The sequence below is a fragment of the Planctomycetaceae bacterium genome (assembly GCA_041398825.1).
In the GTDB taxonomy this organism is placed as follows: Bacteria; Planctomycetota; Planctomycetia; order Planctomycetales; family Planctomycetaceae; genus F1-80-MAGs062.
In genome coordinates this window covers 411636-434167 of the sequence record JAWKTX010000001.1, presented here as the reverse complement: position 1 = coordinate 434167, position 22532 = coordinate 411636, and the positions used below count along the sequence as shown (strand labels likewise).

General features: G+C 54.5%; 16 protein-coding genes. 12 read left to right on the top strand and 4 right to left on the bottom strand.

The annotated features are described in order from the left end of the window. Nucleotides 1-32 precede the first annotated feature (32 nt). Nucleotides 33-1817, top strand: coding sequence for a DUF885 family protein (locus R3C20_01545; GenBank protein MEZ6039160.1), 1785 nt, complete (start codon nt 33-35; stop codon nt 1815-1817). Between the two features lie 123 nt (nt 1818-1940). On the opposite strand, the gene R3C20_01540 is transcribed toward R3C20_01545, so the two are convergent. After that, entirely contained in the window at nt 1941-5351 is a 3411-nt protein-coding gene (locus R3C20_01540) for a PSD1 and planctomycete cytochrome C domain-containing protein (protein ID MEZ6039159.1), read from the bottom strand. 329 nt (nt 5352-5680) lie between these two features. Between R3C20_01540 and R3C20_01535 the strand changes: the two genes are divergently transcribed. Continuing rightward, nucleotides 5681-8287, top strand: a complete 2607-nt coding sequence (locus tag R3C20_01535) for a DUF1592 domain-containing protein (protein MEZ6039158.1) — start codon at nt 5681-5683, stop codon at nt 8285-8287. Next, entirely contained in the window at nt 8284-9648 is a 1365-nt protein-coding gene (locus tag R3C20_01530) for a DUF1552 domain-containing protein (GenBank protein MEZ6039157.1), read from the top strand. Before R3C20_01535 ends, R3C20_01530 begins: the two co-directional genes overlap by 4 nt. A gap of 144 nt (nt 9649-9792) precedes the next feature. Here the strand turns inward: R3C20_01530 and R3C20_01525 are convergent, their stop codons facing one another. Then, complete coding sequence (locus R3C20_01525) at nt 9793-10239, bottom strand: hypothetical protein (GenBank protein ID MEZ6039156.1); 447 nt, start codon at nt 10237-10239, stop codon at nt 9793-9795. Nucleotides 10240-10468: 229 nt separating this feature from the next. Then, nucleotides 10469-10975, bottom strand: a complete 507-nt coding sequence (locus R3C20_01520) for a DUF2721 domain-containing protein (protein MEZ6039155.1) — start codon at nt 10973-10975, stop codon at nt 10469-10471. Between the two features lie 432 nt (nt 10976-11407). Between R3C20_01520 and R3C20_01515 the strand changes: the two genes are divergently transcribed. The 4 genes from R3C20_01515 (at nt 11408) to R3C20_01500 (ending at nt 15220) form a co-directional block, all read left to right on the top strand. After that, nucleotides 11408-11944 (top strand): A24 family peptidase, encoded by a 537-nt coding sequence (locus tag R3C20_01515; protein ID MEZ6039154.1) that lies wholly within the window; start codon nt 11408-11410, stop codon nt 11942-11944. Then, nucleotides 11944-12585: a pilus assembly protein gene (locus tag R3C20_01510; protein MEZ6039153.1), complete on the top strand. Its 642-nt coding sequence runs from the start codon at nt 11944-11946 to the stop codon at nt 12583-12585. The genes R3C20_01515 and R3C20_01510 overlap by 1 nt, the downstream gene beginning before the upstream one ends. A gap of 251 nt (nt 12586-12836) precedes the next feature. Then, nucleotides 12837-13817 carry a Flp pilus assembly protein CpaB gene (gene cpaB / locus R3C20_01505; protein MEZ6039152.1) on the top strand — a complete coding sequence of 327 codons (981 nt, stop codon included), beginning with the start codon at nt 12837-12839 and terminating at the stop codon, nt 13815-13817. 140 nt (nt 13818-13957) lie between these two features. Then, nucleotides 13958-15220 carry a hypothetical protein gene (locus R3C20_01500; GenBank protein MEZ6039151.1) on the top strand — a complete coding sequence of 421 codons (1263 nt, stop codon included), beginning with the start codon at nt 13958-13960 and terminating at the stop codon, nt 15218-15220. Here the strand turns inward: R3C20_01500 and R3C20_01495 are convergent. Further along, the gene (locus tag R3C20_01495; protein ID MEZ6039150.1) at nt 15217-15588 is read right to left on the bottom strand and encodes a hypothetical protein; all 372 of its coding nucleotides are present in this window, start codon (nt 15586-15588) and stop codon (nt 15217-15219) included. The two genes, R3C20_01500 and R3C20_01495, sit on opposite strands and share 4 nt — an antisense overlap. A gap of 120 nt (nt 15589-15708) precedes the next feature. Between R3C20_01495 and R3C20_01490 the strand changes: the two genes are divergently transcribed. The 5 genes from R3C20_01490 to ggt all read left to right on the top strand — a co-directional run bounded on the left by R3C20_01490 (nt 15709) and on the right by ggt (nt 22393). Then, nucleotides 15709-17040, top strand: a complete 1332-nt coding sequence (locus R3C20_01490; protein ID MEZ6039149.1) for a CpaF family protein — start codon at nt 15709-15711, stop codon at nt 17038-17040. Continuing rightward, nucleotides 17037-17903, top strand: a complete 867-nt coding sequence (locus tag R3C20_01485; GenBank protein MEZ6039148.1) for a type II secretion system F family protein — start codon at nt 17037-17039, stop codon at nt 17901-17903. Before R3C20_01490 ends, R3C20_01485 begins: the two co-directional genes overlap by 4 nt. Nucleotides 17904-17947: 44 nt before the next feature. Next, nucleotides 17948-19318: a type II secretion system F family protein gene (locus R3C20_01480; GenBank protein ID MEZ6039147.1), complete on the top strand. Its 1371-nt coding sequence runs from the start codon at nt 17948-17950 to the stop codon at nt 19316-19318. 283 nt (nt 19319-19601) lie between these two features. Continuing rightward, nucleotides 19602-20615, top strand: coding sequence for a hypothetical protein (locus R3C20_01475; GenBank protein ID MEZ6039146.1), 1014 nt, complete (start codon nt 19602-19604; stop codon nt 20613-20615). A gap of 41 nt (nt 20616-20656) precedes the next feature. Further along, nucleotides 20657-22393 (top strand): gamma-glutamyltransferase, encoded by a 1737-nt coding sequence (gene ggt, locus R3C20_01470; protein MEZ6039145.1) that lies wholly within the window; start codon nt 20657-20659, stop codon nt 22391-22393. The last annotated feature ends 139 nt before the right edge of the window (nt 22394-22532 follow it).

Genomic DNA, 22532 nt, shown 5'->3' with positions numbered 1-22532 from the left:
CATTCATGTAACAACACGTCGAAGGCGTCCAGATGAAACTCAGGCAAATTGCTCTCCGCACGGCATCCGGGATCTGTTTTCTGGTACTGACACACCACCAGCACTCTGCAAAGAGCATGGCGGCTCCCCCCATTGCAGCCGATAGTCACGAGCAGCCCACAGACATGCGTCACTGGATCGAGCAGTTCACGGCAGATCGGAATGACCTGAATTACAAGTACCGAAGTGAACTGGATTCTGAACGTTTCACTCGTTTTCAGTCGGAGTACGCTGGCTGGCTGGCGGCCATGGATCAGGTTGACTTCGATCCGATGTCGATTGAGAACCAGGTCGACTACCTTTTGCTCCGGAACCATATCCGCCACGAACTTCAGTTGCTGCAGGCGGACGAAAAACGAGACAGCGAAGCCATCAGACTTATCCCGTTCTGGACGGAAATCATCGATTTCATCCGCACACGTGACCAGATGAAGAAGGCGGAAGGAGCGGACGCGGCAACAACACTTCACAACGTATCGACGCAGTCCGATTCACTGAAGAAAGCGATCGAAAACGGCGAATACAAGGAATTCGATCCGATTGTGGCGCTTCGAGCCGCAGAACGAATCAACCATCTTCGCGAGCGCATGGCGGAGACGCACCGCTTTTACGATGGATACGATCCCGTCTATTCCTGGTGGTGTAAGGAACCCTTCGCAAACGCAGACCAGTCCCTCACCCAGCTGGCAAAGATTGTCCGCAGCTCTGTCGCAGGCATCCCGGAAAACGATAAGGACAGGATTGTCGGGCTGCCCATTGGCGAACAGGCGCTACTGGATGAACTTGCGTTCGAACACATTCCATATTCACCATCTGAACTCGTCCGGATCGCAGAGCGAGAGTTCGCATGGTGCGATACGGAAATGGAAAAAGCTGCAACAGAAATGGGATTCGACGACTGGCGAGATGCTCAGGAAAAGGTCAAGACGCTGCATGTTGATCCCGGCGATCAGCCGGAAATGATCCGCAAACTTGCGTGGGAAGCCATTCAGTTTCTTCAGCAAAACGACCTGGTCACAGTACCCCCACTTGCTGCAGACACATGGCGCATGGACATGATGTCGCCTGAGCGGCAGCGACTCAATCCCTTCTTTCTGGGCGGTCCATCCATCATTGTTTCTTTCCCGACGGATTCCATGACGCATCCGGAGAAGCTGATGAGCATGCGCGGTAACAATATTCACTTTGCCCGTGCAACCGTACATCACGAGTTAATTCCGGGGCACCGGCTTCAATACTTCATGAAAGAGCGTTACCGCCCTTATCGCAAAGTATTCAGTACGCCCTTCTGGATCGAAGGCTGGGCGCTGTACTGGGAAATGCGTCTCTACGACATGGACTTCGCAAAGTCGGCAGAAGATCGCGTTGGTATGCTGTTTTGGCGCAAACATCGATGTGCACGAATCATTTTTTCTCTCAACTATCAACTTGGTCGATGGAGCCCGGAGCAGTGCATTGAATTCCTGATCAGTCGTGTGGGTCATGAGCCAGCCAACGCTGCGGCCGAAGTTCGGCGTTCGGTAATGGGCGGCTATGGACCGCTGTATCAGGCGGCCTACATGCTCGGCGGTCTGCAGATTCGCGAACTTCGGCAACAACTCGTCGGCACGGGTAAAATGACCGATCGCCAGTTCCACGATGCCGTCCTGCAACAGAACTCAATTCCCATTGAACTGCTGCGAGCTCAACTGACACGACAGCCATTGACAAAGGACTTCCGTACGATTTGGCGGTTTGCAGGCGAACCACAGGCCACCGAACAACCAGCCGCCAAATAGCAGACAGAATCCCGTTGCATGCGGCCTGAACCGTGAAAACCATGCCACCTGAACAGTGAAAACCGAAGCTCAGCACAACGTCATTCGCGATCGCGAATGCGTCGCCAACGCACAACTGGTACATCATCTGATGGTAATAAAATCGTTGTGGTTAATCAGTGCATGCGTCAGATTCTCCCGCACCCGCTGAGTGGTTTGATCAGCAGCGATACCAGTCAGGATTCCGCGGGTCTCCGACATGGCCTCGATGCACGCAGCCTGTTCTTCCTCAGATGGTTCACGGCACAGAATTCGGCGAAATACAGCTCTGACAAATTCCTCATCCGTTTCAATTTGACCATCACGAGCCATATTTGCGGCAATGGTTCTGGCCATCCTCAGAGACAGCTCACTGTTTGCCAGTGCCAATGCCTGTTGCGGTACTACGCTTTCGGACCTTCGGTAACATCGCAGAATATCCGCGTCGTCAAACATGGCGAGGAATTCGTTTTGATCGTCCCGGGAATGTTTGAAGTAAAGACTTCGGCGATACACATTTGACTTTGAATTCGCATCCAGCGACGGCCCCCCCATGGTCAGGTCGAGAGCACCGGCGAGTTGCAGCAGACTGTCGCGGATCACCTGCGATTCCATTCGAACGGGATTGCGTCGCCAGTAGTACGCATTCTCCCGATCCGTCGACATGGTCGCATCATCGCTGCCCAGCGTCGATGTGCTGAGCTGCCAGGTGCGCGAGGTTACAATCAGCCGATGGATGTGCTTCATGCTCCAGTGATTCTCCATCAACTCAGCGGCCAGCCAGTCCAGTAGTTCGTGCTGCACGGGCTGCCTTGCTCGCAATCCGAAATCGGTTTCGGTTTCGACCAGTGGCTGCCCGAAATGGCGCAGCCAGATGTGGTTGACTGCGACCCGGGCCGTTAGAGGATTCCTTCGATCAATCATCCATCGTGCCAAAGCCGTGCGGCGCCCCGTACTGGTTGACGGATACGGTTGTCGGCGGGATTCTTCCTTTTCATCGGGCCCTTCCAACGCCTTCTTCGAGGCTGTCAGCGACGTGTAGTCTTCGCCCGGCTCATCGACCGCTTTCCTGGCTCTTGCGAGATGATCCCTTGCGGCCGTCATTGCTTTGCTGTCGTCTGGTTTCTGCTCCGCCTGAGCCATACTGAGCTCCGCCTGAGCCAGTTCGTATCGTCGCGCGGCAACAGCCGCTCTCGCAATCGCCGCCTTTGATTCTTCCACATCCATGGAAGCTGCCGGCGGCAAACCAGATTTGGCACGATCTGCATCAAATGCAGTGCGAACTGCGTCCGGACGCAGTTCAGCGGCAGCAAGGGAAAGCCGGGCCACCTGAAGTGACTTTTCTGCAGCTTCGATCGTCAATGGCAAATCCGGCTGAGCATCATTGCTTGCAGGAATCAGTGAGTAGTCCATGGGAAGTCTGCGGACACTGATCGAATCAAAAGCCACGGCGGCATCGAAGGCCACAAGGTCCATGACACCGTCTTCACGCGGGACAGGTAACTGATACGCAATCCTGTGTTCGCCATTCAAAAGCACATTGACCAGGCCTCCGCGGATCGCAATCGTCATTTCGTAGGGCGTGTTCAGGCTGACAGGCAGGGCTTTCGCTGCCTTTGGGGGATAAACCTGCTGACCATCTTTCTTGTAAGAGACCTGTAATTTTGAACCTCCCTCCACGGCGCTCAGGTAGATCATTTTCTCGTTGGCGTTTTCGGTCGTTCCGCCCGGTGTCGTACCGGTCACATCAAACGCCAGCCCGACAGACTTCCACTTGTCTCCTCCAGTTGTCGTGAATCTGATTGACGCGATGAAATCAGCGGGATGATGATGCCGAGTCCGAAGGAAGGCCCGCGAAGCACCGGTTTGAGTTTGAATCAGCTTGCCGCCGGCAACGGACCACGATCCGGCGCCCAGCTGCCAGTCGTCTTCGCGAATAGAATCGAAATCATCGACAATGAAGTCATCTGATTCTTCATCTGCGCCAGCATTGGCAGGCGTTGTCTTCAACTGCTGCAGCGTTGCCAGTTGTTTCTGTGCCCTTACAACTGCCTCCCTGGCTTTGGCAATCGCCTGCTGTGCATCCTCCAGACTATCTTCCAGTACAAATTCCTGCAGTGCAGGGTTGACTGCAACCGGAGGAAGTTCGACGGGTTCGATGTGCAAGGGCGCGGATGTCAGAATAGCCGGCAGACCAGGCTGAATCACCTGAGACTTATCGATGTTCTTCTCGTCGCCGCGCAGGTGGAGAAACGTCTGGGCCTCTGGATGAGCATCAAAGATTCGCGGCAGTCCATCCGCTTCCAGGTTGGTTTGACCGGGCACGGCATCCAGTCGCACCTGATACGGTTCAAAAAACGCACGCAGTGCGTAGTAATCTTCGTGAGCAATAGGATCGTATTTATGGGCGTGACATTTCACGCAGTTCATGGTCAACCCGAGAAACGCCTTGCTGGTGTGCTCAATGGTGTCGTCCAGCCAGGTCGTTCGATTGAACAGATAGTAATGCCGAGCCAGAAATCCGGTGCCTCGAAGCTTATCGGCATCCGTCGGATAGAGTTCATCCGCAGCCAGCATCTCAAGCACCATCTGATCGTAACCTTTATCAGCGTTCAACGATTCAACGATCCAGTCACGCCAGTGCCAGATATGCTTCTGACTGTTACGCAACTGTGCGCCCAGTCCGTACCAGTCAGTGTATCGCCAGATGTCCATCCAGTGCCGTCCCCAGCGTTCGCCATACTGGGGACTCGCTAGTAGCTGGTCCACAAGCCGCTCGTAGGCACCGGGAGATTTATCATTCACAAAATCCTTCTGCTGCTCGTAAGTCGGCGGCAGACCAGTCAGGTCCAGGTAGACTCTGCGCATCAGCATTGACTGGTCAGCTCGCTCCACAGGCCGCAAACCATGTTTTGCGTATCCCGCTGCGATAAAGGCATCAATGGGATTTGCTTCTGAAGACAGTCCGGGCGGATCGACGGCAGGTGGAGATTCCGCAACGGCCACGGTCGGAAGAGCAGGGCGGACAACAGGCTGAAATGCCCAGTGCTGATTCGGACTGGCCGGAATCTCTTCGTGCGGCGCCACAGCCCCATCGCTGATCCACCGACTCAACAACTCAACCTGCGATTTTGTCAGGGGCGAACCTTCTCCCTCAGGAGGCATCCGCAGGTCCGAATCATCGGTTGTCACACGTTCAAGGATCAGACTGTCCGCAGGCATCTCTATGGTGAAAACAGCCCCCGAATCTCCTCCCTTCAGCATCAAGTCACGCGTTTCCAGTCGCAGACCGCCCTCCTGCCGAATCGCTCCGTGGCAGGAATAACACTTTTCCTGCAGAATCGGCTTGATCCGGGTAACATAGTCGGAACGATCTTCGCCGACCGCGGTTGAACCAGACAGAAGCACGATCAGCGCAGAACAAAGCAGCGATGAAAGCTGCTTACTGCGGTGGCGGGATCGGACAATCCGGAACGATGAGCAATTCGTTGCGTGAACGACGATAGCATTTGTCATGATTCACGTCTCAATCGGCATATTGACAGCATTATGTTGGCGGGAGAGTTTCACCTGGAGGGAAGGAAACAGTCTACGATTGTTAGCGTCGAGTTTCCACATGCTTTAGATTCTCGTGAAGAATGACAGGGGCAAATCGACAGTCCGCTGCATGAAGAAATCCATAGCTGTCCGTTGAAAAACCGGGACAGTCATGCAGGACGACTGAAAACCATCGTGTTTTAAGGTCTCCTGCTCGATCCAGTCCCGTTGTTCAACGGGCTGATAGACCGGATCACCTGTCACGGACGAAATCGAATGCGCGACCCACTGATTGAATCACCTGTTGAATGACCCAGGAACGTCCGCCAGCTGTTTCAGTTTTTTATCGAACCTCCACCGGGGCCAATGTCTTGATTCCCTGCAAGAACAACAAATCGACCAGCAACAGGATGTTTGCAAGTCCCGCCGCAGTTCTGGTCTGGATTGGCATCGTACTTTGCCCTGGCGGGCAGGCAGTTGTTTCGGCAAGCCCCGTCATTGCTGACGATTATCAGGCACAAATCCGGCCGCTTCTTCAGAAATACTGTTTTGAATGCCACGGAAATGACGCAGCAGAAGGCAATCTGTCACTGGAAGAATTCTCTTCAGATTCAGAAGCCGCGTCTCAACCGGAAGCGTGGTGGAATGTCCTTAGAAATGTTCGCGCTCAGGTCATGCCACCTGTTGGAAGTGAGAAGCCGACGACCGATGAAATTCGGTTGTTGACGGACTGGATTAAGCAAACGGCATTTCAAATTGATTTGGCGAATCCGGATCCTGGCAGGCGAACGGTTCGACGACTTAACCGAGAAGAATATGGCAACACAGTTTCAGATTTGATGGGAATTCGCTTCAACGCGGCCATTCTTTTTCCGCCCGATGATTCGGGGTTTGGGTTCGATAATGTCGGCGACGCGCTCAGCTTCTCACCACTGCTGATGGAAAAATATCTCAAGGCCGCTCAGCAGATCGTGGCAGAAGCGGTTCCAACCCAAACGTGGGTCCTGCCCTCAAAAAAACTGAATGGACGCGAATTTCGGGACAAGGATCGCAATTTCGACGGACACGGATTGTCCGGTAAACAACCCGCTCACGTGGAACGTACAATCACGATCACCGAACCCGGTCGCTACATCATCGACACGGCAGTCAGACTCAACGGCACATTTGAATTCGATTCCGCACGTTACCAGGTCGTTTTCCGCGTCGACGATCGGGAACTGAGCCGACGCGAATATGCCTGGGATGAAAACAAACTGCATACCGATCATTTTGAGGAAACGTGGGACGAAGGAGACCGCGTGCTCAGTTATGAAATCATTCCGCTGAAAGCAGAAGAATCTCCTGACGACGTCGAACAAAATCGATCAGGCAACGTTTGGTTTGACGTCGAAACGGTGCGAATCGAGGGGCCGCAGGATACGCCTGAGCGCGTTCACCCGGAGAACTACCTGCGGTTCTTCACCCGAGATCAGCCGCCCGCGGCAGTCTACCCGGGAGCCCGCCGTGAGTATGCCCGTGAGATCATTGGTCGTTTCACTCAACGTGCATTCCGGAGTCGAATTGAATCAGAAACCGTGGATCGGCTTGTGGGTATTGCCGAAGAATCGTGGTTGCAACCGGAATCCACGTTTGAGTCGGGAATTGCACAGGCCATGGTCGCAGCACTTGCATCGCCTCGCTTCCTGTTCCGTCTGGAGAACCCCATGGAAGAACAGAAAGATCAACCGGTGGCGATGATCGATGAACCGGGACTTGCCTCCCGGCTATCCTATTTCCTCTGGTCGACAATGCCTGATCGCGAGCTTGTGGAGTTGGCGGAACAGCAACAACTCCGAAGTGCACTTCGCCCGCAGGTCGAAAGGATGATGAGCGATTCGCGGGCTCGCGAATTTATCCGCAATTTCGTCGGTCAGTGGCTTCGAATGCGCGATGTCCGCCAGACAACTGTCGATCCGGTTGTCGTCCTTGGGTTTCAGGAAGAATACGAACAGCTGCTGTCGGAGTTCCGCAGCCGACGTTCAAGGGGATTCAATCGAGAACTCACTCCCGAAGAAGAAAAAGCCAGGAGTCGCTTCCGAGAGATTCGAAATGCTGTGGATCAGTTCGATGATGAACTAAGACGCGCCATGCAGCAGGAAACGGAAATGTGCGTCGAATACATCGCGAAGAATGACGGCAGCCTGCCGGATCTGCTTGACAGCAACTACACATTCGTAAACGAAAAACTGGCTCGACACTACGGCCTTCCGGATGTCCAGGGCAACGAGATGCGAAGGGTTCTTTTGCCTGAAGACAGCCCTCGAGGCGGGATTGTCAGTCACGCGTCAATGCTTCTGCTCACATCGAACCCAACGCGTACGTCACCAGTCAAACGCGGGTTGTACGTGCTGGACAATTTGCTGGGAACACCATCTCCCCCCGCGCCACCCAACGTGCCGGCGCTGGAATCAGCAGCCGATCGATTTGGCGATCACAAACCCAGTTTAAGGGAACTACTGTCGGCTCATCGAGAAGACGCGTTGTGTTCTTCGTGCCATTCGCGAATGGACCCTCTGGGACTTGCCCTTGAGAATTTTGATGCACTCGGGCGATGGCGAGAGGAAGAAAGCACAGGTGAAATTGACGCTTCAGGACGATTGATTACTGGTGAAGAATTTCAGGATGTGCGAGAACTGAAACGTATTCTCCGGGAGTTTCACGCAGAAGATTTCTACCGTTGTGTCAGCCAGAAAATGCTGACATTCGCAATTGGCCGCGGTCTGGACTACACCGATGAAGAGACAGTCGACCAGATTGTTGCACGTCTGAAGGCGAACAATGGCAGATTCAGCGAACTGGTCTTTGGCGTCATCGAATCGGCCCCCTTTCAAAAAATGCGAAACAGTCGTCCGGAAAAAGTGAGCAGACTATGACCAGGTTTCGAACCCATCGTCAGGATCGTCGCAGTTTCCTGGGAGGCATTGGCGTCTCCATCGCCTTGCCCGCTCTGGTGTCATTAAAGACCAGGTCGTTGCTGGCAGCGCCCACACATGAAAACCCGCTTGCAGTTACGTCCACCGGCGCCCCTTTGCGCATGGCTTTCATGTCGATTCCTAACGGTGTTCAGCAGGACCATTGGTTTCCAACGGATGACTTTCAGCTGAACACTACCATGATGCCGCTGGAATCGCTCAAGTCGCACTTTCAGGTCATCAGTGGACTCGATCATGAAAACGCGACCCCCGGGCGAGACGGCGCTGGTGATCATGCGCGTGCCAGCGCCACTTTTCTCACGGGCGCCCGCGCACGAAAGACGGCGGGAAGCGACATACACGTTGGAGTCAGTGTCGATCAGTTTGCCGCGCAAAGGGCAGGGCAGCTGACTCGATTTCCATCACTTGAATTGTCGTCTGACGTTATCCGCAATTCAGGTGGCTGTGATTCCGGCTATGCCTGCGCCTACCAATACAATCTGGCCTGGAGTTCGCCCACGACACCCGTGACACCCGAGGCAAATCCGCGTTTTGTCTTCGAACGCCTTTTTGGTGCCGGTGAAGGGGAAGAACGACGACGCAATTTCGAGCTCCGACAAAAGACGCAGCGAAGCATACTGGATTTTGTTCTGGACGAAGCGGCTGATGTCCAGCAGACACTTGGCGTAAATGATCGACAAAAGTTTGATGAATACCTGACGGTCGTGCGAGAGCTGGAAAAGCGTCTCCAGGCTGCAGAAATGCACGGCAGCATTCCGATGGTGCAGCAGGCGACACCGAATGGCATCCCCGCCGACTTCGCGGCCTACATCGATCTGATGTTCGACATGATGGTGCTGGCGTTCCAGACGGATACAACCCGAATTTCCACCCTGCTGCTGGCGTATGATGGAAGTAACCGCACTTTTCCGCAACTGGGGATCCCGGAAGGCCATCATCACCTCACACATAACCAACGGGATCCACAGCTGGCGCAGAAAGTGGCGACAATCGATCAGTTTTACATCAGTCGATTCGCACGGTTTCTTCAGCGAATGAATGAAACAAGTGACGTCGACGGAAATTCACTGCTGCACAACTCAATGGTTGTGTACGGCGGAGCGATTGCAGACGGCAATCGACATTCGCATGACAATCTGCCTGTTATCCTGGCAGGCCACGGTGGCGGTGCCATCCAGACAGGCCGCTACCTGAACGCAGATTCTCAGCCGATGGCGAATCTGTATGTGCATATGCTGAATCGCTTTGGTATCCCGACAACGGAATTCGGGGATTCCAGCGGTGAATTGAAACTCGCGTAGCGGATCACATTCGGCAAACAAGATCCGGAATTGAGCGTTGTCGGCCAGACATCGTGACGCTATTCACGCCGCAGAGGTTCAAGCCATCCGCATGACCGTCTGACTGACAGAGAGACCTTCTGAGGTTTCTCACCGTGGATGATGTCAAAGGTCCTGCGAGCCTTCACCGGGCGGTATTGTAAACGGAAGTGTCTCTGCTGGTTTGCCGGCAATACTCAAGTCCACCTGATAGGAACCTGAGGGCATCGGCCCATCGTTTGAAAAATCAAAATTCATCCGGTTGAGCGTTCCATCGAATTTTTGTGTGAACGCGCCGATTTCGGTGTCTCGCGGGACATCAGGGTGATCGACCTTTACGGCGATCAACGAAGCTGTGACTTCCGTGCCAGCCGGGGCACCGACCAGATCCGCTTTTACAAAAACGGTGTCCGTCGGCTGATAAGTCGTAACACGGCTTTCTCCTTCCTTATCCGAAGAAAGCCATGCATCCTGAAAGGACGGCCCGGTTGCAGAAGAAACAGCAGCGGTGTCCCCTGAGTCACCACAACCGGCGCAGACGACCAGAAATCCGATCCACAGCAGCGACCGCATCGCATTCTCCACATACTTGAAAAGACGTCGGAACACACTCTGAACAGGCTTGGAATCCAATGCAGCACTGGTCCTGCATGGTGCCTGTCATGGAAATAACTCACTGAAACCAATACTGCGGTCTTCGGCGCGGTTCGTACAAGTCATTCAGGTGTTATCTCCATTTCAATTCCGAGCAGGACAACGTTTACCGCAGGGGAATCGAAAGGCATTCTGGAATTCCTGACGTTTATTTGGTTCTGGAGACGATCTCCGCCGTTCCGAATCGTTCACGAATCGTCGCCGCTCGTTCGTTCACAATCTGAACCGCGATTCTGGTTTCTCTCAGGAGAAGTGCTGAACCAGATACCAGCGACGCCACCGCGACGACACCCGCGGTCACCCCCGCCAACTCCAGGGGCACAACCAGCACCTGTAATTGCAGTGGCACCGATACCGCTCCGACCAGAGAAACCAGAGCGGCAAATGCGAATGCCCCCAATGCCACATAGAAGCTTCGGAGCGAACGCAACAGCAGCAGGGTACGGCGTTCGGCCGCTGTCAATTCCCGTAGTCGCCTCTGGGCTTCGTTTGTACTGAGGTCATCTGTCGCTTCGAGCTGCCTGGACAATTCTCTTGCGCGGTCGACCCCGCGTGCCAGACGATTGCTGGTACTCATGATCAATACGGACGATGCATTGGTCAGAATGGCCGGAGCCACGATCAATGACAACACTGCAAAGGGATTGGATTCCATTGGACCAGCAGGGCCTGCGAAGAATTACGATTCAATGTGGATCAGAACTGCAAATCCGATGTTAGACATCAATGCCGGATCTGCAGCAGAAGTCCCACGACTTCCTGAAAAGTCACAAACTTCCCGGATTGGCAGCAGAGGACGGGGCCAGTGGAGAACCAGTGGTCAGACTTCAGTCGGCAATGCCTGGTTGGATTCTATCGGTTGCACGGGTTACTTCGATCAGGGAAGCAATTCGCACGAAAGGGTATTGGGAATGCGTAGGAAATTTCGTGGCTTCGCGTATTCCCCGAACAACAATTGATTCGTTTGAGAATCGCCACGGGATGGACGAAGTCTGCGACAGGTCTCGCAGGTCAGCCAGCCACGTACCTGCGACCACTTATCTCATCCGGCTGCCAAATGCAGTCTCCGGTCACTGGATATTCGCCCATGTTTGAATTGTCGACATCTCAATCAGTCTTCCTGGCAGCCGTTGTGATCTACACCACAATCGCAGCGATCAGCGACTACCGGTTCCGGAAGATTCCTAACAAGCTGACAGTGCCCATGTGCGTCGCAGGGTTAGTCTACCAGATTGGCTTCTTTGGGCTGGCTGGCCTGCAAACAGCTTTGCTGGGATTTCTTGTAGGTTTCGGGATTCTCTTCGCATTGTGGATGATTGGATCCGCCGGAGGTGGCGACGTTAAGCTGATGGGCGGTCTGAGTGTGTGGCTGGGCGCGAGCCTTTCATTGAAAGTCCTCTTCACAAGTCTGCTGTTTGTGGCGATTGGCACGATGGTGATGATGCTCGGCAGTATTGCCCAACAGGGGTTCCGAAAAACCAGGACTCAATACCTGAAGAACACGAACGAAAAGAAGTCGGGAGAGACGCTGGAGCAAAAATCGAAGCGTCGGGTCATGGCATTTGCAATGCCTGTGGCGTTTGCGACGTGGAGCGTGTTAGCGTTGTTTCGGAATCAATGGTGATGCGGGCAGTCGCCAAAACACTGATCCTCCGGCACACAATCAGCCGAAGCGATATGAAGCCGCCGATTCTGCCGAAACGCGAATCCGGGCGGCTTCATGGCATTTCGGTGGAGCAGGAAATGAAGATCGTGGATCGACAACGCAGGAGCAGTGCATTTGCCCGACAGCAAGCGCGCAAAGAGGTGCAGATGTCGCCCGGTCCGTACATTTCTCCGGAACGGGGAGCCAATCGACGGGGCGCGATTCTGTCGATGGAACTCGTCCTGGTGCTGCCAATCTTCCTTCTGCTCGTGTTTGCAATTGTTGAATTCTCAATGCTGATGTCGGCACGCACTCGCATCGGTGATGCGGCTCGTCAGGGTTCACGCATGCTGTGCCTCACTGGCCAGCAGCCCGATCACATCAGGGATCATGTCACAAGAATGCTGGGCCCGAAACTGGCCTCGGGCTGCCAGATTGAGGTTATTCCTGCACCGTACGCTGGGGGCATTGGGAACGTTCACATCAGGCTTCCTATGAATAACGCTGCGCCGGACTTGTTATGGTTAACAGGATTTAGTGTCAAAGGCCGCTTCATCGAAGCTGATGCTCCAATGGTTATGGAACAACAGGTTGCTTCAGAGCAAATAGAACGGTTCTGAGACGACCTCATAAAATCATGAAGAATGAAACATCGTTGAACCGTTAACAGAGACATTGCGGTCCAGGAAGAAACGACCGCAGCAACAGGATTACAAATCGCTGCCGGGCCGTGGCGTAAAAATGCGATGACACTGACGTCGCAGCGCAGGGATGGTGAACGCAAAGTCAGACTGACAGGTCATTTGACCAACCAGGAACTCGCTGAATATTTCCCCTCTGCGTTGAATAGAATCGTCTGGAGATAAACGTCGTGAAACTTACGCCGTGGATGCTGACTGTTGCCGCTTTTCTGATGATCGCCCTTCTGGCTGTGGGCTTCATCTTCAAGAAACTGACGGCCCGAGAAGTAATCGCTGAAGCCAAAGAAGATCGCCGCACTCTTCCGATGGCGACCACTGACATTGCGCCCGGGACGCTGATCACCCGACAACACCTCGCAAACGGCCCCTGGCAGACGGGCGATCTGGCTCCCGATACCTTCCTGAACCAGGATTCGATTGTCGGCCGAATTGCGAAAGAGGCAATCACAGCAGCAACGCCGCTGCGAGGTTCTCAGTTCTATGCTCCCGGCGATCATCCGGATCTGGATATCGCGGACGGCATGCGGGCTGTAACCGTCAATGTCGGCGACGACACCGCAATGGTCAACGGGCTGATTAAGCCGGGCCAGTACGTCGACGTTCACATGACAGTCGATTCCACCGGTTTCCAGCGATCATCGGATCCCCGAAGAAATGGTGCCGATCAGAATGCAATGACAATGACGTTGTTCGAGGGCGTTCGGGTGGTTGCGATCAACCGCAGCTACACGCAGAGCGCTGTTGAGCGCGGTCATAACGTCACCCTGGAACTGGATAAGAAGCAGTCACAGATCATGCTGCTGGCGAGCCAGAAAGGACAAATCGATCTGACATTCAACCCGCACGGTCCTGGTCACAATGGCGTCGACGTCCAGTCGGATGAAGATCGAGTGACACTGAAACAGTTGCTGGGCATGGTCGAAGAAGAAGAGCAGGAAAAGCCTTTTGTTACCGAGCATTACCGCGGTGGCGGGCGTGGGGCTTACTACTGGGATAAGGATGGAAAAAGGCTTGGCCAGAACGGAAATACCGATGACATGGATCTGGATGTTACGCCGCTGCACAATAACAACAATGGAAGTGACTGGACGACTGGCGTCGACCGCAAATCCACTGGCTCCGTTCAAACAGCATCCAGTTCTTCGCTCTGATACATCTCTATTCCGGCCAGGTTCGCCCGGCCTGTTGTCCATCGAATGCAAGCCTGGCCTGACACTCAGGTCAGGCTTTCTTTCTGCAAACAACGTCTGAGCGACAGGACACAGTTGTTGACGAAAAAGGATTCTCGCCGATGCAGGCATGCGTATATCAAAAACTGGATCATCGCGAACAGCGCTTACACAGTCGGCGAGGTGTGATTTCGGCCTGGAGCGTATTTGCCTTGATGCTGGCGGGACTCTGTACGTCACTCGTCATCAATCAACTGTGGCTCAGCCAGATGCGAGCAGAGGCCATTCGCTGCGCTGAAGCAGCCGCATTGGCAGCGGGCAGCGAGCTCCTGTCCGACGATCTGCTGAAAGTTCACCCAGCCGACCTCGAAAATCAGTGGCGACTGGATCGCGCAAAACTTTCCGCCATCGACATGTCTCGAAAATACCACGCCTCAGCCGGTGTTCCTGAACTCGATGAGTCCGATATTCTCTTCAACGGCACAGACTCCGTTGTCGCGTCGTCCACATCGACAATTCCAGCCTCTGTCACTGTGACATACGGCGGACTCCGTTCTGATGGCGGGCCAAAACACAGCGTCCGAATGTTCTTTCCGGGACTGAGCGGAGTGCAACAAGCAGCCATCGGCATGCACGCGACGGCAAAGATTGAGAACCAGCCGGTTGCATTTCAGGCAGGCCCCGGGATTAACATTCCGATGGCCCCTCTGGCCATTCCCGATGACAGCACCGGCAGGAATTCTCGCTCGTGGACGTGGCTCATCGAACAGGGGCACGGGAAGGACCAGTACGCATGGAGCAACGACAGTCATACCATTCAACCGGGGCCGGACGGGTTGCCTGAAATCCAGCTGACGTTTCAGCCCAACAGTGTTGCTAATCAGTGCGGAAACATCATCCCATTGAACCTTTGTAATCAGCCGAATTTGGATCCGTCTCTGCTGACAGACTGGATGGCCGGAGGAATTGATGCAGATTCGCTGCATGGAGGAGTTGCCGCTGGAGGTCCAACTGATCGCACTGCAGCGACCAGTATTGTGTTCCCTCATCGCTGTACAGGCGTTGCACTGACAAAGACCAGCCTGAATCCATTTGCAGATGCGATTGCATCTGCGCTGGGTCGCCCCGTCCTGTTCCCAATCACGCAATCGGAAACGGAATCAGACGACGCCGAGCCCGAACATGACGGCTCTTCGAACAGCACACAGGCTCTGACGCTGGACCGAACGGTTGCGGCACGAGTGATGTCAGTCCGTATGTCAAAGTCCGGGCAGGTCGACATCGTCCTCCAGCCGTGTGTGATGACCACCGCGACCGCAATCATGGATTCGACCGGCACAGCCCCGTCAAACAGATACGTCTACAGGATGCGATTGGCGTATTAGTTTCGCAGCGAACTGTCCGTTGAAAATCGGCACAGGCACGCTGGACGGCTGTAAACCGTCGTGTCATAGGGCCTCCGGCTCGAGCCATTCCGCTCTTCAACAGGCGATCCAACAATCAGCTTTGCTGGTCCGCTGTCAACCCAATCCTGCCGACTGTCATAAACCTGAAACTCGGTCGGGACAGAGATCCGAAGTCGATCATTCAGGAATCGCACCTGAGGTCCGATCGCGAAGTCCTGCCAGACAGTTGGAACGTTCACCCGACAAAGATGGTCCGACTGTTGACGTCGCGCGGATTCTGCCGTTTTCGCATGATCTTCGGGACACTCTGCCTGCAACGTGACATTCGACAATTGTGTACTTTGCACGGGTGGGGATCGATAACAGACGGGAAGCATTAGTTTTTGACGTTACGACTCCGTCATGCACTGACATGGCGGGCTGTTTGAGATTCGCCGTGAGTCATTTGTTAACGGCAGGGATAATCAATGGTGAGTTCTACAGATTCCTCGGTCGCCGCGAGTCGTGATTTCCAGCGACTGAAAACGTCAATCCATCGACAAATCGTTGACGTCATCGACTTCAGCAAGGCAGAAACACTGACGGAGGCTGAGCTGCGGACTCAGTTGCAGTCTCTGGCCCAGCATCTTTGCTCACGTCAGGATGTACACCTCGATGGCCAACAGCGCGAAGCGATGGTCACCGAGATTATGGATGAGATTTACGGATTCGGGCCAATCGAATCGCTGATGGTTGATCCCACCGTCACCGATATCATGATCAATGGACCCGATCGCGTCCTCGTTGAACGAGGTGGTGTTCTTCAGCCCACGAACGTGCGATTTGCTGACAGCGGTCATCTGATGCACTTCATCCATCGGCTGGTCGGGCGAGCCGGTCGTCGAATCGATGAATCGAATCCGATTGTTGACGCACGCCTGCCGGATGGATCTCGCTTCAATGCAGTCATTCCGCCGCTCGCACTGTGTGGTCCCACTGTTTCCATTCGACGATTTGGGAATCGTCGTTTGCAGATCGAAGACATGATCAAGTTCGGTTCACTCGCACCTGCGATCGCCGACTTTCTGATTCTGGCGGTTCGGGGGAGAATGAACATCATCGTTGCTGGCGGTACCGGTGCCGGCAAGACAACTCTGCTGAACTGTATGAGCCGCTTCATCCCGGAAACGCAGCGTATTGTCACCATTGAAGAAACAGCGGAGCTTTCTCTGCAGCAGCCCGACGTGGTGCCCCTTGAAACCCGCATGCCGAACATGGAAGGCAAGGGCGCTGTGACCCAGCGAGATCTGCTTCGAAACTCGCTGCGAATGCGACCAGACCGAATCATCGTCGGCGAGGCACGCGGTGGCGAAGTGCTGGACATGCTGCAGGCCATGAATACAGGTCATGATGGCTCCATGAGCACTGTGCATGCGAATGATACGCGGGAGACTCTGGATCGACTGGAACTGATGATCGCCCTGTCAGGTGCAGAACTTCCCTCACGCATTGCACGTCAGTATATCGCAAATGCCATCGACATCATCATTCATGTCACTCGCCTGAGTTCGGGTGAACGACGCGTCACGCGTGTCTCAGAGGTCTCCGGCGTACGCGATGGCGAATACAAGGTCGAAGACATCTTCGTTTATCGCATCACCGGCCATGATGAAAAAGGTCGAATCCGGGGCAGTTTCTTCGCGACCGGCTACCAGCCTGTTGCGCTTCGACGACTGGCACTGACCGGAACAGATGTTGAACAGTACAAGCCACTGTTCGAACCTCGCGAACTGCACTTTGACGAATCGAAATCAATATGATCGCAAGTGACACATCATTTCCACAGCCAAAACAGCGCGTAGCCGATTTTTCCGGACTGCTGAAGGAAGATCATCGCTTCTCCACCGGAAGCAGTGACTCAACCGGTGACTCTGTCAATGGCTGGTTCGATCAACTGATGCTTCAGTCGGGCATCCGAACGGCTCCCTCCGTATGGCTGGGACTTTGTCTGCTTTGCGGCCTGACGCTGGGCGGGCTCGCATTCGTGATGTTTGAAGACCCCATTCGGTCGGGCATCGCTATGATTGTGGGAATGCTGTTGCCCATCGCGACTGCCATGCTTCTGCGTTCGCGTCGCCAGAAGAAAATTATGGAACAGATGCCAGCGATGGTGGAAGAAATGGCAAGGGCTGCGAGGAGTGGACGCAATATCGAAAACAGCTTTCAAATGGTGGCCGCAGATACACAATCGCCTCTGGGTGACGAACTTCGACTTTCAGCCCGTCGGACAGAGATGGGTCTGGATCTTGCCAGTGCGGTAAAAGATCTTCCTTATCGAACCGGCGTTACCACGCTAACCATGCTGAGCTCTGCCATTGCCGTTCATCAGGACACCGGGGGCGACCTCATTTCGGTCCTCGAACGTATGGCGACGTCAGTGCGGGACCGACTGCACTACGCATCTCGGCTTCGCGCAGCCACAATCGCCAGTCGTGCCGGTGCGACTATGATGGTGCTGGTGCCCATCCTGATTATTGGATTCTACCTTTTCCGAGACCCGGACTACCTGGATAAGCTGTTGAGCTCATTCTGGGGCCGACTTTCACTCTGGTCGGCCGTCGTCCTGCAGATTGTCGGCGCCCTGATCGTTTTCCGCGTTCTGCAGCGAACGGCTCGCTTCTGATTCCTGCTGTTCAGCCTGTGCCCGGCGGTTCTGGAGAATAGATAATGTCGTCCTACATAATTATTGGCTGTTTGATTGCTGTCATCGGCATCGCACTGAAGCAGATGTTCGGCAGCACATCAGCAGAGCGGCCGCGTCTGGATCTCAATCAGAGTCCACACCCATCGCAGCCGCCTGCCGCCGAAAACCGAGAGCACCAGCAACGGCTCGAAGCACTTGCGCACGGTCCTGCAAACAGTACCAATCCGGACAGGAAGAGTCAGAATACGGCTGGTCAAAACAGTGAAAGTTCACTCGATCGCTTCACAAGTCCGATCAGTGGCGCGATTCACGCAGCAACATCACAGCTGTCTGATTTTGGTGATGCCCTTCGATCCGGTGCCGCCAATGTGTCGGGATCAGCTCCGGTGGCGTCGTTTGCTGTTCCACAAAGCGAATTACAGACATCGACATGGCGTGATCGGAAGCTGTTTTCCTCCTTCAGCGGAATCCTGACCGATAACGATCTGCAGCTTCGCGCGCTTCAACCGGAAGAACTACCGATCCCTGAAGACGATTACATTTTTGGTTCCGTCACCCCTTCACTGGCAGCGTTGCTGCCGGAATCCGAAGAACGGCGAGAACATCAACGAATGAACCTTAGCGCAGCGGGTTATCGTTCGCGTGCTTCGTGGCTGAACCTCAGCGCAATTCGTTTTGTGCTCGCATTCCTGGCACTCGTCTTTTTCGGTGTCCTGCTAATCATGGCTCCCCCGGCACTGGAACTCTGGATTCTGGGTGCCGTCGTATTGGCTCCGTTGCTGATGTGGGCTTTGCCGCCACTCCTCGTGGCATTCAAGGCGAGCGATCGAAAGGCTGACATTGACCGGGGTCTTCCGGACGTTCTTGATATGCTGAACATGGGTGTCAGCCAGGGATTAACAGTCCCACAGTCATTGAAGCGAATTGCCGGCGAACTCAGCGGCGTTCATCCCGCACTGGCTGAAGAACTATCCATCGTCAATCGACAAACAGAGGTTGGTTCGCTGGTTCAGGGGCTGAAGAATTTTTCCCACCGAATCGATACACCAGACGTCCATTCATTCACATCACTGTTGATGCAGTCAGAAAGCACAGGAACCAGTATCTCGCGTTCGCTGACCGAGTACAGTGACAGCATTCGCAGTTCATTGAAAGAACGAGCGGATGCACGAGCCAACGCGGCGTCTTTTGTGTTGCTGTTCCCGGTCGCGCTGTGCCTGATGCCATCCGTCTTCATGTTCCTGCTGGGTCCTGCCATTGTGGAATTGAGTGACTTCTGGAATAACCGAGCGGAGCAACTCAACGAGGAACGCGATAACGCACTGGATACACTCGACCAACAGCCCACGCTGGATCTGCGGCGGTTTTCACAGAACGGTCAGGGCGGTATCTGAGTCTTCGCAATTGCCAACACGGCTTTCGCCAACACAGGATTCGGCAAGACAGGATTCGCAGACAAGTCAACCAGGGCCGGGACGAAATTCGTCCCGGCCTTTCTTGTTTCATGCCGCTCGGAACCCGACATTCAGCTGACAGCGGAGCATGGCTGGCTTGACCAAAGAACCGGCATTCATCCTCCGCATCGCCCAAACACTTTGACGTTTGGTTTGAAACCGCCAGAATGTCGAGCACACGTTCCTTTCTGTCTGGCTACACGAATTACAACGAATCCATTCCATGTCGGTAAAATTTCGCTGCCAGTACTGCGACCAGATGCTGGGAATTGCTGCGTCGAAGATCGGCGAAATTATCGACTGCCCCGGCTGCGGCCGATCGATCTGCGTTCCGGAGAATCAGGGAACCGCCATAGCAACCGCCAGGGGTGTGCAGTCGCGTTCGGATTCGAAACCCCTCCATCAGGACCAAACACTCATCGATGCTCTCAATTGCCTGAAGGATCTGGACTCTGTCGCGCACGCCTGCGACAGGGAGATGGAGGGGATCGATGAAGTCCAGCTGGTGCCTGGCGGATCCGGGATCGACAGGGAATCCGGACGCACACCTCCGGCAGTCGCAAAGGATTCACGGAACGCAATCCTCCGAAATCGAGGGCTTCCTGTCGGAATACTCATTGGCGTCGTCCTTGGCTGCATCTGCACTCTGACGATTTCGGGTTTGTGGGTTTCCACACCCGACTCTCCATCCAGCGAATCGCCTGACAACAAGTTAACATCCAATCAGGAAGGTCGTCCGGTATCTGCAACGAATACAGAAAGGCCGGCCGAAAAGTCGGAGCCCCAATCAGTCGACGACGAGCTAACGGGGAAAGTTACCTTCCTGGATACGGACGGGAGCACAAAGCCTGATTCTGGTGCGTTGGTGATTGCCCTGCCGGAAACACGCGACGGGCGACTTCGACTGGATGGAATGAGTCTGCGAGAGCTGGCATCCGATTCAGACCAGCAATCCGTTCGAGCGGCGCTGGAATCCATGGGAGTGTACTTCACGCGCTGCAGTGACAGCGGCACATTTCAACTGGGCGTTCACCGGGCGAAAAATTACACCGTTGTCGCGATCTCTCGCCATAAAGCAAGGCCCGAAGAAGGTGTGATCGATGCCCTTGTTGATGAATCCATGAAACTCTATTTTCAGTCTTCCGAAGCCATCATTGGTCGACTTGCATGTAGTGCCGTGCGCGTGCAGCGCGAGACCAGCGATGCAGAAGACCCGAAGATCGAAATTCAATTCTGATAAGCTCTCAGCCGAATTCTACTCACCGAAAGGTCCCCGACATGCAATCACAATTCCGTGCGACGCTGTGTCAGAACATTGTCGGGCTTATTTCTGTCCTGTTCATGTCCGGGCAGGCAACAATCAGTATTCAGGCTGAAGACCGCATTACCGGGCAGCCGTTTGCCACACGTTCAGAGGTTTATGCCAGGCACGGAATGGCGTGTACAAGTCAGCCACTGGCGACTCAAACCGCATTACAAATTCTGCAGCGTGGTGGAAATGCCATCGATGCAGCTATCGCAGCCAATGCCGTCCTTGGACTGATGGAACCCACAGGTTGTGGTATCGGAGGAGACATCTTCGCCATCGTCTGGGATGCAAAAACCGGGAAGCTTTATGGACTGAATGGAAGCGGCCGGTCTCCCCAAAGCTTAACGCCTGAAGAATTCGAGAAGCGATCGCTGAAGACAATTCCACCTTACGGACCGTTGCCGGTATCCGTTCCCGGGTGTGTTGACGGCTGGTTCTCGCTGCATGAACGATTCGGGAAACTGCCTGTGCAGCAGATCCTTCAGCCGGCCATTACGTATGCGAAGGAAGGCTTTCCCGTCTCCGAAGTGATCTCATACTACTGGCAAAACAGCGTGCCTGTTCTGGGTAAGTATCCAGGATTCATGGACACATTTGCCCCGGAAGGAACCGGGCCGGGGAAGGGCGACATTTTCAGAAACCCCGGACTTGCGTCCACACTGTCACGGATTGCCGCCAACGGGCGTGATGAGTTTTACAAAGGTGAAACAGCCAACCGGATCGCGTCCTTCATGAAGCAGCACGGAGGGTTTCTGACGCTGGAGGATCTTGCATCGCACCATTCTGAGTGGATAGAACCTGTTTCCACAAACTACCGTGGCTATGACGTTTGGGAATTGCCACCAAACGGGCAGGGCATCGCAGCACTGCAGATGCTGAATACTCTGGAAATGTTTGATCTGCGATCTGCTGGATTTGGGAGTGCAGACCACGTTCACTATTTTGTGGAATCCAAAAAGCTTGCTTTCGAAGATCGCGCGCGTCTTTATGCGGACATGCAGTTTGCCGCCGTGCCGGTAAAAGAACTGATCTCCAAAGAGTATGCAGGAAAGAGGTTTGATCTCATCACCCCATCAAAGGCTGCCGTCGCCTATTCTCCCGGCCTTCCTTACGCGCTGGAAGAAGGTGACACAATCTACCTGACGGTCGCCGACAAGGATCGAAATATGGTCTCCCTGATCCAAAGTAATTATCGCGGCTTTGGCTCCGGAATGTGTCCCGATGGACTTGGGTTCTGTCTACAGGACCGTGGCCAGTTGTTCGATCTGACTCCCGGACGATTCAACTCTTACGCCCCGGGGAAACGCCCCTTCCACACGATCATCCCCGCTTTTGTGACAAAAGACGGTAAGCCGTTTCTGAGCTTCGGAGTGATGGGTGGTGCGACGCAACCGCAGGGACACGTTCAGATCATTTCAAATATCATCGACTTCGGAATGAATCTGCAGGAGGCCGGTGATGCCCCCCGAATTCTGCATTCCGGATCATCGCAGCCGACGGGTGAATCCATGACCGACGGAGGCACTCTGGCGCTGGAATCCGGCTTCCCTCAGAAGACGCTGGACGACCTGCGACGTCGCGGCCACAACTTCAAACCGCAGCCAGGCGCTTTTGGCGGGTACCAGGGAATTGGATACGATCTTCAGCGGGATCTGTATATCGGAGCTTCAGAAAGTCGTAAAGACGGAATGGCAGCCGGATACTGAATCTGCCGATGCCAATTCGCATCCGCGAGTTGCAGACTGCGCCATGTCATCGAGTAGCCGATCCTGTGCCAACGTACCGGGATCGCTGTTTCCAATGCTGTCAGTTCAGTACGTCAGATCAATGCTGCAAACGCCAGCG